The organism is Candidatus Campylobacter infans, from assembly GCF_013416015.1.
GTDB classification, from domain to species: domain Bacteria; phylum Campylobacterota; class Campylobacteria; order Campylobacterales; family Campylobacteraceae; genus Campylobacter; species Campylobacter infans.
In genome coordinates this window covers 1,058,938-1,074,478 of record NZ_CP049075.1, presented here as the reverse complement: position 1 = coordinate 1,074,478, position 15,541 = coordinate 1,058,938, and the positions used below count along the sequence as shown (strand labels likewise).

Annotated in this window: 15 protein-coding genes; 13 read left to right on the top strand and 2 right to left on the bottom strand. The window is 28.7% G+C overall.

Annotation, left to right across the window (positions count from 1 at the left end; genetic code table 11):
* Nucleotides 1–31 precede the first annotated feature (31 nt).
* Both CINF_RS05400 and CINF_RS05395 read right to left on the bottom strand, forming a co-directional pair.
* Nucleotides 32–742 carry a hypothetical protein gene (locus CINF_RS05400; protein WP_179974778.1) on the bottom strand — a complete coding sequence of 237 codons (711 nt, stop codon included), beginning with the start codon at nucleotides 740–742 and terminating at the stop codon, nucleotides 32–34.
* Complete coding sequence (locus CINF_RS05395) at nucleotides 732–908, bottom strand: hypothetical protein (RefSeq protein ID WP_179974777.1); 177 nt, start codon at nucleotides 906–908, stop codon at nucleotides 732–734. Before CINF_RS05395 ends, CINF_RS05400 begins: the two co-directional genes overlap by 11 nt.
* A 533-nt stretch (nucleotides 909–1,441) precedes the next feature.
* On the opposite strand from CINF_RS05395, the gene CINF_RS05390 reads away from it, so the two are divergent.
* The 13 genes from CINF_RS05390 to CINF_RS05335 all read left to right on the top strand — a co-directional run bounded on the left by CINF_RS05390 (nucleotide 1,442) and on the right by CINF_RS05335 (nucleotide 15,535).
* Nucleotides 1,442–3,400: a DEAD/DEAH box helicase family protein gene (locus tag CINF_RS05390; RefSeq protein ID WP_179974776.1), complete on the top strand. Its 1,959-nt coding sequence runs from the start codon at nucleotides 1,442–1,444 to the stop codon at nucleotides 3,398–3,400.
* A gap of 113 nt (nucleotides 3,401–3,513) precedes the next feature.
* Nucleotides 3,514–4,650: a DEAD/DEAH box helicase gene (locus CINF_RS05385; protein WP_179974775.1), complete on the top strand. Its 1,137-nt coding sequence runs from the start codon at nucleotides 3,514–3,516 to the stop codon at nucleotides 4,648–4,650.
* A 217-nt stretch (nucleotides 4,651–4,867) separates the two neighbouring features.
* A complete protein-coding gene (locus CINF_RS09100; RefSeq protein ID WP_275690494.1) occupies nucleotides 4,868–4,993 on the top strand; it encodes a hypothetical protein in 126 nt (41 codons plus the stop codon).
* 108 nt (nucleotides 4,994–5,101) lie between these two features.
* Complete coding sequence (locus CINF_RS05380) at nucleotides 5,102–5,884, top strand: hypothetical protein (protein ID WP_179974774.1); 783 nt, start codon at nucleotides 5,102–5,104, stop codon at nucleotides 5,882–5,884.
* Nucleotides 5,881–6,114, top strand: a complete 234-nt coding sequence (locus CINF_RS05375; RefSeq protein ID WP_179974773.1) for a hypothetical protein — start codon at nucleotides 5,881–5,883, stop codon at nucleotides 6,112–6,114. Before CINF_RS05380 ends, CINF_RS05375 begins: the two co-directional genes overlap by 4 nt.
* 79 nt (nucleotides 6,115–6,193) lie before the next feature.
* Nucleotides 6,194–6,640, top strand: coding sequence for a hypothetical protein (locus CINF_RS05370; RefSeq protein WP_179974772.1), 447 nt, complete (start codon nucleotides 6,194–6,196; stop codon nucleotides 6,638–6,640).
* On the top strand, nucleotides 6,624–7,772 hold the full coding sequence (locus CINF_RS05365; RefSeq protein WP_179974771.1) for a hypothetical protein: 1,149 nt from the start codon (nucleotides 6,624–6,626) through the stop codon (nucleotides 7,770–7,772). Before CINF_RS05370 ends, CINF_RS05365 begins: the two co-directional genes overlap by 17 nt.
* 1,098 nt (nucleotides 7,773–8,870) lie before the next feature.
* The gene (locus CINF_RS05360) at nucleotides 8,871–10,022 is read left to right on the top strand and encodes a hypothetical protein (protein WP_179974770.1); all 1,152 of its coding nucleotides are present in this window, start codon (nucleotides 8,871–8,873) and stop codon (nucleotides 10,020–10,022) included.
* Nucleotides 10,023–10,213: 191 nt separating this feature from the next.
* On the top strand, nucleotides 10,214–10,690 hold the full coding sequence (locus CINF_RS05355; protein ID WP_179974769.1) for a hypothetical protein: 477 nt from the start codon (nucleotides 10,214–10,216) through the stop codon (nucleotides 10,688–10,690).
* 10 nt (nucleotides 10,691–10,700) lie between these two features.
* Nucleotides 10,701–11,900, top strand: a complete 1,200-nt coding sequence (locus CINF_RS05350) for a hypothetical protein (RefSeq protein WP_179974768.1) — start codon at nucleotides 10,701–10,703, stop codon at nucleotides 11,898–11,900.
* Between the two features lie 170 nt (nucleotides 11,901–12,070).
* Nucleotides 12,071–12,805, top strand: a complete 735-nt coding sequence (locus CINF_RS05345) for a hypothetical protein (RefSeq protein ID WP_178695464.1) — start codon at nucleotides 12,071–12,073, stop codon at nucleotides 12,803–12,805.
* Nucleotides 12,792–14,480: a Tle-like phospholipase domain-containing protein gene (locus tag CINF_RS05340; protein ID WP_179974767.1), complete on the top strand. Its 1,689-nt coding sequence runs from the start codon at nucleotides 12,792–12,794 to the stop codon at nucleotides 14,478–14,480. Before CINF_RS05345 ends, CINF_RS05340 begins: the two co-directional genes overlap by 14 nt.
* 380 nt (nucleotides 14,481–14,860) lie before the next feature.
* Complete coding sequence (locus CINF_RS05335) at nucleotides 14,861–15,535, top strand: hypothetical protein (protein WP_179974766.1); 675 nt, start codon at nucleotides 14,861–14,863, stop codon at nucleotides 15,533–15,535.
* Nucleotides 15,536–15,541 lie beyond the last annotated feature (6 nt).

Genomic DNA, 15,541 nt, shown 5'->3' with positions numbered 1-15,541 from the left:
TTGAGTTTAGTTCATGCATTTTAATGAATTTTTATGCCCTAATATCCGTTTTTTTCATAAACTCCAAAAACTTCAAAGGATCATTATTTTTCAAAAACTCTTCAAAAAATGTTTTTAGAATTTCACTATTTGCTGATGAGTTAGAATTCCTGCTTTTTGCGCCGTTATACTGTCGCATTAGCATGCGGTTATTTCGCTCTATCTCATCGGCTTTGTTTTGTTTTGCTTGTATTTCTAGTCTTTTTGCTTCGCCACCACTAGCATCTATCATTATATCATCTATGCTAGGCTGTTTTATACTATCTATCCAAGTAGCCCTATCATCACCAAGCTTTTTGGCATAAGACAAAACCTCTGCCTCGCTAGAAAATTCTTTTGTAAAAAGCTCTCCAAAATGCTCTTTATCCACCAAATCACTAAGCCTCATACCACCTTGAAAAAGCAAATCAAAAGCCTCTTTTATCAAAGATTTTTCATTTTCTGTGCCTGGTACAAAACCATTTTGCTCATTGCGGATATTTGCGTAGTAAAAGATATTTTTTGCTCCGTTTATTTCGTAGTCATACATGCCATAGCTATATCCAGCACTAAAGCCAGCTGGAGGCTCACTCAAGGTTTGTTCGCTAGGCTTTTGTGAAACATCGGTACTTGTTTGTTTTAGTTTTTGGCTTTCTTCTGAATTTGATACCCTGCTTGGCATATCGCTAATTTTATTTTGTATGAAACTTATGTTATCTAACATTATACCCACCCTTAACCTGCTTTGCTTCTTCTGGGCTAAGCACCTTTACACCAGGGCTATTATCGCTGATTTTGCCATTTGTTACACTAGTTAGCAAATCAACACCAAAAGCACTGCTAGCTAAAATAGCTGAAATTACAGCACTAAAGAAAAGTTTTTTAAACATATTTGCTCTTTAATTTGAAATATATCGGCAAGTTTAGTAAAAAATTAACAATTAAATAGACACGTTGTTAATATTTCTTATATTGTGTTACTATTTTACACAATCTTTTATTATTTTTAGCAAGACGGCTAACAGCACATAACCAGGGGAATTATGTTTCGGATTTTATTGATATCCATAATCTTTCCGTGATTTTGCGCATTTTAAACTCAATCATGGGCATTTTATCAAAATTTAAAACCTTGATAAAATTGTTGGTTTAATTTATAAACAATATCTCAATAATTATTAATTTTGTAAAATTTTAATTCTTAATTTTTTTTGCAATATATTTAATGAATTATTTATTTATTTACCAAATAAATAAAACTTACAATAAGCCATATACCATAAAAACAAATTATACAATATTTTTTTATAAATATTTTCTATATTGCTATGCTATAATTGTATTTTAGTCGATTATTAAATAAGCTTTGTATAATAAAATTCCCAGACTAAAATTTATGACTACACGCAACATTGAGGTTTTTATGAAAAATGAAATATCAACTTTAGATTATTTTCTTTATTGCGAATTACTAAATTCAAAAGCTTTACAATCCCAAGCAAAAGTTATCTCAGCTAACAAAAATATAAATGTTATAAAATGCCAAATTTCAGAATTAAACAAAGAACTATCCCAAGTAATAGAAAAAATTGCTGATGATGATAAAAAGTTAAGAATAGAAATAAAATTATATGGGTTAATATATCCATTAGATAGCGAGTGGAAACCTAGCTTATATAGCTTTTTACTAGAAAAACTAAATAAAGAAGACGACCGTTTAGAAAAATCCGATATAGAAACAGCAGGATACTGCTTAACGCTTAATAAAATTGTGCAAGGCAAATCTGCCTATCTTAATAATTGGGAATTTAATTCAGAAGATATCGTTATATCAAACGCTTCTTGGGCTTGCGTTCATTTTGATGAGCTAAGCCCACAATTATATAGCGAGTTCAAAAAATCTCAATTATTTACAGCCAGAGATATAGAAAATCTTAAACAAGCTAATCTATCAATAGAAGAATTGATTACAGAAGTAAATAAAATAATAATTAAAAATATACCTTTTAACTTATTTACAAATATGATTCAAGCTGAAATTAGCTGGAGCGATAAACTAAATCAAGAAAATAAAGAATCTTTGGATTCAATGATTAATAGCTTTTTTATAGAAGATATTTTTGCAGCTATTAAAAAATTTGAAAATGGCAATGCTAATACCTTATTAAAAGAATATTTAAATCCCTCTATTGATGAGAGAAAAAGAATTGATTTAAGAAAAAATATAGATCTCATAAATAAATCTTTAATGCCAAATAATCAAGCAGACGGTTCATTTGCTAGCAAGTATCCATTAAGATTTTCTCAATCTTTTTGTGTAAATCAAATTATAAAACATTATAAAGCCGAAGGTGGTTTTTACTCTGTAAATGGTCCTCCAGGCACAGGAAAAACAACTCTATTAAAAGATATAATAGCAAACATTATAATTCAAAGAGCTAAACAAATATCTAAATTTCAAACACCAGATGAAACTTTAAAATTTATAGGCAATCCGCAAAAAAAGAAATATGTTTATGCCTTAAATCCATCTCTTATAGGATATGAAATTGTCGTGGCTTCATCAAATAATGGAGCTGTAGAGAATATAAGTAAAGAAATACCAAAAAGAGATAGCATAGATTTAGATATGCCACATTGTGCGTATTTTGCGGAGTATGCTTCAAAATTAAATAAAGAAGATTGCTGGGGATTGCTGTGCGCTACCTTGGGCAATAGCAAGAATAAAAGTAATTTTATAAGTGCTTTATGCTATGATGAAGTAATATCACACTCAAACAATCATTATGCCAAGTATTGCTCGAACATAAAAGCTCCATTGTCAAAAGATAAGCTAGAAATGACTGATAAAATAGAGTCTTTTAAAAATTTCTTATACAGAGTTAAAAACACAGATGTAAGCAGTCAATGGGAAAAAGCAAAACAAGAATTTACCAAAGCTTTATCAAAAGTAAAATCTTTGTCTGATGAATATACACAAAATTGTGACATTAATATGTATATCAAAGAAATCAAATCAAAACAAGAAGAGATTAAAAATTTAGAAAATGAAAATAAGGACATTGATGATAAATTAAATGCTTTAAATTTTAATTCATTAGAAGAATCTTTAAATAACTGCTGTTTGCTTATTAAAAGTAAAGAAACGGATTTAGATTCTTTAAACGATCTCATACGCTACCATAAAGATTTAAAACCTGGGTTTTTTACGGCTTTATTTAATACCGCTCGCAATAAAAAATGGCACAAAAAACAAAATGATTTAATCAAGCAAATTGAAGATACTATAAAACAAATAAGCATCGCTAAAAATTCCAAACAAAAAATAGAGCAAAATATAAAATTTGTAGATAGTAGCTCAAAAAAATGGCGGATAATGTAGAAGCTATCAATATTATTAAATCTGCCGTAAGTCAAATACAAACAGAGCTGGCATTAAAAAACCCATTTAAATATAACGACAACGATGACAAAAGAGAAAAGTCATCGCCATTTATGTTGAATGAAGATGGTAGCGACACAGCTTTATTTAAAGCTAAAAAAGAACTTTTTGTTAAGGCTTTAAAACTACAAGAATTAACTATTTTGGCTAATGCTGGCAAATTTTGCACTAATATAGGTCTTATAGAAAAATATCTTAGTAATAACTTAGACAAGGAGCTATATAAAAACTCTGATATTTTAGAAATAGTAAGGTCGTTATTTTTTGTTATTCCTGTAATATCTACAACTTTTGCTTCATTTTCTCGTTTATTTTCTTTTACACAAGATGAATTTATTGGCTACTTAATGATAGATGAAGCTGGACAAGCAGCCTTGCCTGCTACATTAGGTGCGCTCATTAGAAGCAAAAGAGCCATTGTAGTAGGTGATCCGCTTCAACTAGAGCCAGTCGTTACAATCCCTAAAAATATAAATACTGCCTTATTAGAATACACTAAGGCAAATTTGGCTTTTGATTTATATAATAACTCAGTGCAAACAAGAGCTGATATGTCGCAATTTTACGGCACATATCTAAATCAAGGCGAAACAAAAATTTGGGTAGGCTCTCCGCTTAGAGTACATAATAGATGTAATAAAATAATGTTTGATATTTCAAATGAAACTACATACGATGGACTTATGATACAAGGTAAAAAAGAAAAAGATGAAATAAATGTACCTAGCTGTTTTATAGATGCAAAAACTTGGGAAGGAAGCGATAAATATTGTAATTTTAATGAAATGCAAATTGTAAAAAATATACTTCAAATTTTATACTCTACTTACGAACCAGCAGTTAAAGAAGATGAGAGTAAGTATATAAGTATCGTATCTCCATTTAGATCTGTTGTATTTGCTCTAAAAAGTATGATAAAAAGTGATTTTTCGCAATTAAGCAATAAAATAACAGTTGGAACAATTCATACAATGCAAGGAAAAGAAAGCAGGGTTGTAATTTTTGTGCTTGGTGGCAAAGAAGAAGGTGCAAGAAAATGGGCATCTAGTAAGCCAAATTTATTAAATGTAGCAGTCACTAGAGCTAAAGAAAGATTAATCGTGGTTGGCATAAAAAATAATTGGGAAAATCAACAATACTTTAAAGTTGCAATAGATAAATTGCCGGTTATAGATGAATTGGGGAAATAAAATATTTGTTTATGTGGGCACAGTTGAAAAATATTTTAAAAATAAACAAGGTATTATAACTGTTTATTTTAATAATCCGCTTTTTTCAAATAAAGTGACTGTATCTGCCATATTGGTGGCGTTATATTTTATATTATTTGTGGCTTTTATAACTAATACTTTTTTGATATTCTTCAAGTTTCTTTTTAGGAATGCCATCTTCTAAGGTGTATGCCTTGTGCCAGGTTACAAAATGGTTAAAACAGGCAAAGGATATGAAGCATTAAGTATTTCAGTAGGTGAAGTTTTTGGCTTTTTTGTAGCCGTAAAGTTTTATAAAATTTTTATTTATTTTAGATTGTAATTATATTTTACAAAAAAAATAATTTTAGCATGAAATTATTAATTTTTTTTATAAATTTTAACTAAAATATGACTTTGCTTTTTTAAAATAATTTTTTAAAGGACAAAAATGATTCTTGTCATATTTTTGCCTATGTTTTTTATGATTTTTATGGTGTTTTTCCCGCTTTTTTGGGCGTTGGCTATTTGTGGGTGCTGGTTTTTACCACTTACAAAATTTAGCAAAGTATTGATTAGCGTGCTTATTTTAGCAATGCTTTGTGGTGGCATTGCCTTTTTATTTTTTGATAAAGAAAGTAGATTTTTTTCATTTTTATTTGCTTGCGGATTTATATCTTTGCCTGTATTTTTGCGCTATTTTTGGCGGAGCCAAGAATCATATGAAAAATACTATCACATCATACACACAAACCCCCTAGCCCAAAATAACTTAAAACGCAGAGCGATATCACTTTTTAGTATCGGCTTGTTAGGCACATTTATGAGCTTATGGCAGGTTGAAGTGCCGCAAAAGGTAATAATTAATATGTTTGATGATAAAATAGAAATATTTAATAATAACTACACAGTGCTAAACGAAAATGATAAATCTAATATAAAATTAAAGTTTGAAAATGATGGGTATTTGCCAAATATTTCACTATTTGAGATTTATTTTAGAAAAGCAGAAGTTTATATCTATGATGATATAAATAAAACAATCAATGAACGAAAAATAGGCCAAACAAAAACACCTTTTATAGCAGAAAGTACTTTGATGTGCTTTTTAAGAAATATAGAAACAGGTGGTAAATGCACGGGTTTTACAAACGGATTTAAATATAAAGTAAATGGAAAAAACCTTACTATACTTGAATATATTAAACAACATCAAAAAGGAGACAAAAAATGAAAAATATTACGCTTAAAGATGTTCAAGATTTTGCTTATGTGGCAAATGAAGCTTATAAAGTTGAAAAGCCGACTAGCGATAAGGATTACAAAAAAGATAAACATTTGCCAAAAGATGGAATAATCACCAACTCTGCTACAAATTCTAGTTTTGAAGTTTTTAATCAAAAAAACGAAATAACTAATATTAATGTTATTGGCGAAGTTGAACTTGGTTTCAGCAATATTTAGCTTTAAAAGCTAGTTTTTACTAAAATGTGGATGTTGGTTTAAAATTTTAGATTTTTGCCATTAAGTTAAAGGATGAGTTATGAATGAAACGGCAAGCTTTAAATGTAATTTAATTAAAAAAACAATTATATTATTTGTATATTCTCTTTTTGTTTTTATCTTTTTGTTTTTATCAATAAGTACCAGTGGTCTTATTACTTTACTTTTTTGCACATTATTTGTTATTGTTTTATTTATTTTTATTGATACTTTACTATTCCAAGAACTTATAGTTACCAAAAATGAAATAATAAAAAGGTGGCTCATAGGTCATATAGAAATAAAATGTAGTGATTTAAAAGTTTCCTTATCTAAAAGGCTTTTTACCGGTAAAATTATGTTTATTGATACAAGTAAAATATTTTTACATAGTAGATTAATGATAATTGAAACTTTTTTATTTTCTAATGATGATTTGAAAAAAATTAAAGAAAAACTAATATCAAACAAAATAATAAAAGGAGACGAATATGAGTGGAACTTCTAAAACCATTCTTTTAACAAATAATGATATTGCCTCAAGCGATATAGCTTTTTCTTCATTTAGTGGATATATTGGCTTTATCGGCGAAGTATCTGCACAATATGGTGGAACGCCAGGGAAAATTATATCTGTAGTTTTAGGTGTATCTAGTGGCATTATCACAGGTGCTTTTGATCATAAATTAAATCCAAATAAAGAAATGGATAATATAACAGGAGCAGTAGTTGCTGGTATTGGAGCTGGCTGGATAGGTGGTAAAGCAGGTTTTTTTCTGGGTGGACCAATAGGAGCGATATTTGGAGCTGTTGCAGGCTCTGTTGCAGGCTCTTTATGGGGTGATGATTTATACGATTTTATTAACGAAAAATTTGATTTTGTTAAATTTGATAGTTTTACTCCAGCTGAACGCGAAGGCTTAGCAAATATGATAAATAATGGCGATAACTCAGCTATACTATATCCACAAAAAGCCAAAGAAGAATACCACGACAAACTCTACCTAGACTTTGTAAAGATAATGAAATACTTTAACGAAGATGGCACTGTAAATTTTGCTAAATATTTAGCTGATACCGCAAACATCTCACTTTACGACCCTATCGCTCTTGATTTAAACAATAACGGCAAAATTGATACTTTAAGCCTAGAAAATGGCGTATTCTTTGATCATAATGGTGATAAAGTAGCTTTTAAATCAAGCTGGGTAAATAGTAGTGATGGCATTTTAGCAAGAGATATAGATGGTGATGGTAAAATCACTAGCGGAGCAGAATTATTTGGCAACTTCACAAAACTAAAAAATGGCGAGTTAGCTAAAAATGGCGCCCAGGCTTTAAAAGATTTAGATGATAATAATGATGGCATTTTTGATAGTAATGATAAAGCCTTTAATGAAATTTTAGTTTGGCAAGATAAAAACAGCGATGGTATAAGCCAAAAAAATGAGCTAAAAACTCTAAATGAGCATAATATTAAAAGCATAGATTTAGAATTTATGGCTGATAATACAGCCCTAGATAAAGATAATAAGCAAATTTTAATTGGCTCATTTAGCACAAATATTAGCAATGAAAGCAAAAATAATCTAGCAAGTGATATTGATTTTAGCGTAAATAGCATAAAAATAAGTGCTTAAATTCTAGAATTTAAGGAATTTTAGAATTTGGGTATTTGTGTATTTGTTGGGGGCTAAATTCTAGATTTAGATTTAAATTATAGTTTAAATTCTAGATTTAGAATTTGGCTTTTTTGAATTTCTAGAATTTAGAGTTTTATTTTATATTAAAATATGTAAATTTTTTGCCTTTAAAATATTTAAATATTTTTTTAGAAAGATAAATTAATAAAATTCTAGAATTTGTGTAATATTTATCTAGAATTTAGCTTAAAAAAAGCTAGTTTTTTTACTAAAATGCGGATTTTGGTTTTAGAAAATGATTTTTTTGCTTAAATTCTAGAATTAAGGATTGATTTAATGAGAGAAAAATATTTAAAAATATGTTCTTTTGCTAAAAGTAGAAATATGCAAATTATCTTGTTTATTTTGTTTGCGATGTTTGCTATTTTTTTGCTTAGTTATAGCTATTATGCCGATAGGATTTTTTTACTTTTATAAAAAATGTTTAGTGAGGCTGATAGATTATTTTCTATTTTTTTCGATGATTTTTCTTTTAAATAATTATGATTTAATATTATATAAATATCTTGATTATTTTGCTATTTTAGTTATGATTGTAATTTATGAAATTTTATTGATTAAATTATTAATAAATACATTTTTACAATTAAAAAAATAATAAAATAATTTTTACAGAATTGTTAATTTTATTCTTTATGATTTTAGTATTTTTCTTTTTATTCGCTACTATGAAGTTATATGGAATTCCATATAGAGGTGCTTTTTGAAAAAAATTTTATTTTTAGTATTTAATTTTTTTATTATTTTACCGCTTATTTTTCAATCAGTTTTGATAGTAAGGAGCTTGCTAGTTATAGATAACTTAATAAATAATTTATTCTTAATAATTTTACATGTTTTAGGTATTATATTGGTTATAATATTTCTTAAAAAATGCTATTTTAATTTAAATAATAACAATATAGATAGACTTATTTATATTTATTATTTTTGTATAACTTTTTTATTTTTTCTTTGTCTTAGATTATACATACCATAAAAAAAGGAGAAACAATGGAATATATAGCAACAATACACTTAGAGTCATCTGAATCTATGCGTATCAATGGCAAAGAGTCTTTTTTAGGACACATGTGGGTTGAGTATTTAGATGTAAAAACAGGTAAAATAGAAAAATTTGGTTTTGAACTTGATGAAAGCAAAAGCCTATTAGATACATTTTTTACTCTACATGGAAACTCAAATATTAGTAAAAAAGATGATGAATATTATTTAGGAAAATCTGATTTTATTGCTTCTTTTGTGCTAGACGATATAAATGGAAAAAATTCAATAAATTATTGGAATAATTTAGAAAATGATACGGATGCTTATAGTTCATTATGGAATAGTTGTATTGATAAAGTTATAGAATCTTTTAGGGCTGCTAATGTGAAAATAGGCACAGGGGATGGAGAGATTGTCCCTTCTTGGAATATACCTTTTGTTGATGCTGCTAGCAAAAAAGATTGGCAAGAAAAAAGCCAAAATTTAACAAAAGAAGAGAAAGAAAAAATAGAAATTTTTATGGATATGATAAAACACGATACACTAAAAGATGATGACTTTAAACATTTAGCGAAATTACCTCTAAAAGAATTGCAAATATTTCACGAGGAATTTTTACTAATAGAGCAAGAAAGAGCAAGAATTTTAGAAAAGCATAAGGAACTAGGCGCAATAGGCATAAGCAATGTTTTAAAAATGAACTTAGAACAGTTAAAACAATTTGAAAAAGCAACAGAGCAGTTTGCCCTTTACGACCCTATCGCTCTTGATCTTGATGGTAACGGCAAGATAGATACTCTAAGCCTAGACAATGGTGTATTCTTTGATCACAATGGTGATGACATAGCCTTCAAAAGTAGCTGGATAAGTGGCGAGGATGGCATACTAGCAAGAGATATAGATGGTGATGGTAAAATCACTAGCGGAGCAGAATTATTTGGCAATAAATCTAAATCAAACAATCACTACTCATACACAAACCCAAATGCTAAAGATGGCTTTGAAGCTTTAAAAGAACCAGATAGCAATAACGATGGCATTATCTCAAATTTAGATGAAAATTTTGACAAACTCCAAATCTGGCAAGATAGCAATTCAAACGGCGTTTCAGAAACAAACGAATTAAAATCACTCTCTGAACTTGGCATTGAAAGCTTAAATTTAAACAAATTTACAAATTTAAATTTACTAGTTGCGTAAGTTCAAATTTGTAAATTTAAGAGTTCAGTATCGGTGATACTGACGAGATTTAAATTTATAAATTATAGTAATTTAGTAAATTTAAAAAAAGCTAAATTACTTAAATTAAACTTCATATATATAGCAAGTATGAATTAAGTAAAAGTTGAGTAGAATTTCGGAGTTTTTTGAAATTTAGAAAGGTAAGAAATTTGGAAAATAAAGATAATATAAAAGTAGATGAGCCTATTTTGACAATACAAAAAACAAAATCTACTAAATCAAATCTGTATGGTATTTTTTTTACAATATCGCTTTTATTTATATTTCTTATTTGTGTAGCATTTTTAAACATTAACAATATTATTCCGAATTTAATTGGTGGAGTGTTAATTATTTTTATCCCGTATTGGTTTGTGCTGACATTAAAATTAGAAAAAATATTTTGCTATGATGATTTTTTAATTGCTAAATATACATTTTTTTCAAAAAAAGTGTATTACAAAGATATAAAATATTATTGGAACAAGCGAACAATAATAACAAATGATATTAGCATAGCTCACAAAAAATTTTGGAATACTATTTTTGTAAGCAAGTATTTGTTTGATAATGCGATTTTAGATGACTTAAAAAATTTTTTAAATTCTAAAAATATAAAGCAATGGTCGCTTTTTAATAAAATTTAAGGAGTAAATTATGGGACAAGGTTTTGCTTATGCAAGAGAAAATAACGGCACAAGAGAAGTTGTAATCAAAGACTCAACTGGCAAAGATATTGCAATGTCCGCATTTAGCGGATATTTAGCTTTTAGTGGTAATTTATTAAAAGAAGGATTGAGCCATGCCGATGCGGTAGTTAAAGGCACATTGTTAGGTAAAGCTTATTCTATTGTAGATGGTGTTGTTTCTGGCGTGTTTGACGCACAAGGAAACCCTGATAAAAGTATGAACGATGTAATCGGAACTGCTGCTACTGCTATATTGGTAGGTGAAGCTGGTGCTGGGCTTGGTAGTTTATTTGGTCCAATTGGAACTGTAATAGGTGGAACACTTGGCGGAATAGCTGGTGCAGTTTGGGGCGAAGATGCTTATAATGGCATTATTGAAGCATGTGCGAAAGCTATGGATTTAGCAGACCAAGCAGCTGATTTTATAATTAGTCCTACAAAGGATTATAAGCAAAAACTATACACCGATTTCGCTGGCGCTTTAAAATACTTTAACGAAGATGGCACTGTAAATTTTGCTAAATATTTAGCAGATACTGCAAATATCTCACTTTACGACCCTATCGCCCTTGATTTAAACAATAACGGCAAAATTGATACTTTAAGCCTAGAAAATGGCGTATTCTTTGATCATAATGGTGATAAAGTAGCTTTTAAATCAAGCTGGGTAAATAGTAGTGATGGCATTTTAGCAAGAGATATAGATGGTGATGGTAAAATCACTAGCGGAGCAGAATTATTTGGCAACTTCACAAAACTAAAAAATGGCGAGTTAGCAAAAAATGGCAAAGAGGCTCTAAGCGACCTTGATAGCGATGAAAATGGCGTATTTGATGAGCGAGATGAGGCGTTTGGGCAAATTCTAGTTTGGCAAGATAAAAACAGCGATGGTATAAGCCAAAAAAATGAGCTAAAAACTCTAAATGAGCATAATATTAAAAGCATAGATTTAGAATTTATGGCTGATAATACAGCCCTAGATAAAGATAATAAGCAAATTTTAATCGGCTCATTTAGCACAAATATTAGCAATGAAAGCAAAAATAATCTAGCAAGTGATATTGATTTTAGTGTGGATACAATAGGGCGTGAAATGGCTGAAAGTGCTGGGCTAGTTAAAGGCACTGGCTTTGTGAGAGACTTTAACCAGGTCTTAGCAAGGATATAGGCGAATTTTACGCTAAATACAAGGGGCTAGATAATCCTAAAATAAGTGCCTAAATTCTAGAATTTAAGGAATTTTAGACTTTGGACATTTGGCTGGATTTTTGAATTCTAGAATTTAAAAGAAAGTTATAAGAAAAAATTTATATAACAATACTTTTTAAAGGTGATATTTTGTTTTTGTTTAGTATTATTATTTTAGCTGGTTATTTTGTACTTGTTTTGATTTTTTCTTATTTTTGGTCGGTAGTAATTTATAAGCTTGCAATTAGCAAAAAAATACATTTTATAATTTTAGCTATTGGACTATACGCTCTGTGGGGTTATTATACGATGTGGAGCAAGGAATTCTTTATAATAAGTGGATTTTTTGTGACTGCTTTGTATTTTGGCGGCTTTATGTTTTTTCATAAAGATTTCAGCAAAAAACTAGTTATTTTTAGCTCTTTTGTTTGTGTTTTTTGTCTTTGGCAGCTTGAGGTGCCACAAAAAATAATTCTTGATATAACACATAAAAATAGTAATTTAAATATTAAAATTATAGATAATAATTATAAAATAATAACAATAAATGATCAAGGTAAAATAAAAAATAATATTTTATTTTCTAAGAGCAAAGAAAGTATTTTGTGTGACAGGGAAACGATTGGTTGCCCTTTCATCTTTTCTTTTAGTTATCCATTATATGATATTTACATCTATGATGACATTGATTTAACTGGAAATGGGAAAATTATAGCTAAAACATATGCTAGTGCGTATAATCATACTTTTTTAAGTGGTTTTGGTTCTATAAGTTCTGTTGGTAAAGGTATTGCTGCTTATGGTATTTATAATCAAGAGGATGAAATAATCAATTTTTTAAAAGAAAATCAAATCAAACAAGGAGAAAACAATGACACAAAATAGTGTTTCAATTTCAATGACAAAGTTGCGTAATGATGCATTTTTAGCTGAAGCTGGATATGAAAATATGGGTGGCGAGAAAATAAAAAAAGGTAAAATTATATCAAACGATCAAACAGGAACTAAATTTGAAGTTATAGATCAAAAAAGAGATAACAATGGCTTTGATATGACAATTTTTAAAGAAGTTGGCACTGATAACTATGTGATATCATATAGAGGGACAGAGAAATTTAGCCCCGATGACCATTCAAATAATATAAAAATGCATTTTGGTAAAATAAACGAACAAGCCGAAAGCGCTAAAATATTTACTGCTATGTATATGAAAGAAATACTAGAAAAAAATCCTAATGCTAAATTTACAACAACAGGGCATTCGCAAGGTGGCGAAATAGTTCAACAAATGGCTTATGAATTTGGACTAGAAGGCACTGCTTTTAATCCATATGGTGCTAAAGGAGTGATAGAAAATCTAGCTGATTTTAACTCTGACAAGTTTGAGCAAAATAAAGACAAGGTTTTAAATGTAAAATTAAGCACCGATAAAATAGGTCAGATGGCGGAAGATTATGGTAACACAATAACAATAGATACGGGAAAGTTACTTAGCGAAGTTTACAACAAAGATTTAAGTTATTCACAAGATTGCTATTTTCCTGATGAAGGAACGCTAGGTATAGGTGCTTCTATATATGATTGGGTTCGCACATTTATGAAAGGTCACCCAATTGCTGAAGTGATAAAAGCTCTAAATATGTCAAAAGAGCAACTTGAAAAATTTGCTAAAAATAGTGGAATAGATAATATCTCACTTTACGACCCTATTGCTCTTGATTTAAATGCTAATGGCAAGATCGATACTCTAAGCCTAGAAAATGGTGTATTCTTTGATCACAATGGTGATAAAGTAGCTTTTAAATCAAGCTGGGTAAATAGTAGTGATGGCATTTTAGCAAGAGATATAGATGGCGATGGTAAAATCACTAGCGGAGCAGAATTATTTGGCAACTTCACAAAACTAAAAAATGGCGAGTTAGCTAAAAATGGCGCCCAGGCTTTAAAAGATTTAGATGATAATAATGATGGTATTTTTGATAGTAATGATAAAGCATTTAATGAAATTTTAGTTTGGCAAGATAAAAACAGCGATGGTATAAGCCAAAAAAATGAGCTAAAAACTCTAAATGAGCATAATATTAAAAGCATAGATTTAGAATTTATGGCTGATAACACAGCCCTAGATAAAGATAATAAGCAAATTTTAATTGGCTCATTTAGCACAAATATTAGCAATGAAAGCAAAAATAATCTAGCAAGTGATATTGATTTTAGTGTGGATACAATACAAAGAAATATACTTGATGATACATATGGCATTATTAAAGGAACTGGTTTTGTAAGAAATTTTAATTTATCTTTAAATGATGAAATAAAAAATGCTTATGAAAGTTATAAAGCATTAAATACAAAACAACAACAATTAAGCAATGTTGAAACATTAGTAAATTTATGGGCTAAAACAGCTAAACAATACAAAGAGCTAGATAACCCTATACAAAAAGCAAAAATAAATATAAGCTCAGTAGCAAGTGGCACTACAAGCTCTGGGATAAATGAAGCAATAAAAAGAGCCGAGGCTGGAGAGATAACCCTAAGCGATGGAGTTAAATTCTAGAATTTAAGGAATTTTAGAATTTGGGCATTTGTGTATTTGGTGGGGGTTAAATTCTAGAATTTGGCTTTTTTAAATTCTAGAATTTGGAGTTTTATTTTATATTAAAATATGTAAATTTATTCTTTAAAAATATTTAAATATTTTTAGAATAATAAATTAATAAAATTCTAGAATTTGTGTAATATTTATCTAGAATTTAGCTTAAAAAAAAGCTAGCTTTTTGCTAGAATGCGGGTTTTGGTTTTTTAGACAATGATTTTTGGTTAAATTCTAGAATTTAAAAATGGGTTTATAAAATTTTCTACCAGAATACTAACTTTTTAAAAAAGGGGTAAAAAATAAAAATAAGAGAAAAATTAAAATATTATAAAGGTTAAGTTATGGGTCTTGTTCTTTTGCCGTTTGGTTTGGTATTTATTGCTGGGTTTATTTTTTTATACACATATATACCTTATGGTGTGATAAAACTAGATATTAAAGCAAAATTTAAAGTAGTACTTTTAGCTTTTTATTTGCTTTTGGCTTTGATGATAGAATATGTGCATTTTTATCCATCTTTATTTTTGGCACCTCTTGTTATTTTGACTGCTTTGTTGTTTAGAGAAAGAAAGTATTTTCAAAATCTAGCAAATAAAGCAATAATTAAAAGAATTTCTATCGCCTTTTTGTTTTTTTTGCTGTATTTTTGGGGTTTAGAGGTGCCACAAAGGATAATAGTAAATCTTTTGCCTGTAAAGCTTGAAATAGTTAATGATGATTTTGAGTATATTGAAAATCCTGAAAAAAAATTTGGAGAGAAAGATAATATATATTTTGAATATGAAAAAGAAAAAAAATTTCTTAACTTTGCTTACACAAAAAACAATATTTATGTATGCGATAGTTTTGATTGTAAAGGAGATAAAAAGTATATAGGGTATGTTTGGACACCTTGGAGTGATGCTGGTCCTCTTTGTATTGATGCAAGTGGGCGATGCAATAGATATATAAAAAGGGATAGTGGCGGTCGTGACTATTTAATGTCATTTATCAAAAATAAAAACAATAACAAATAAGGAAAA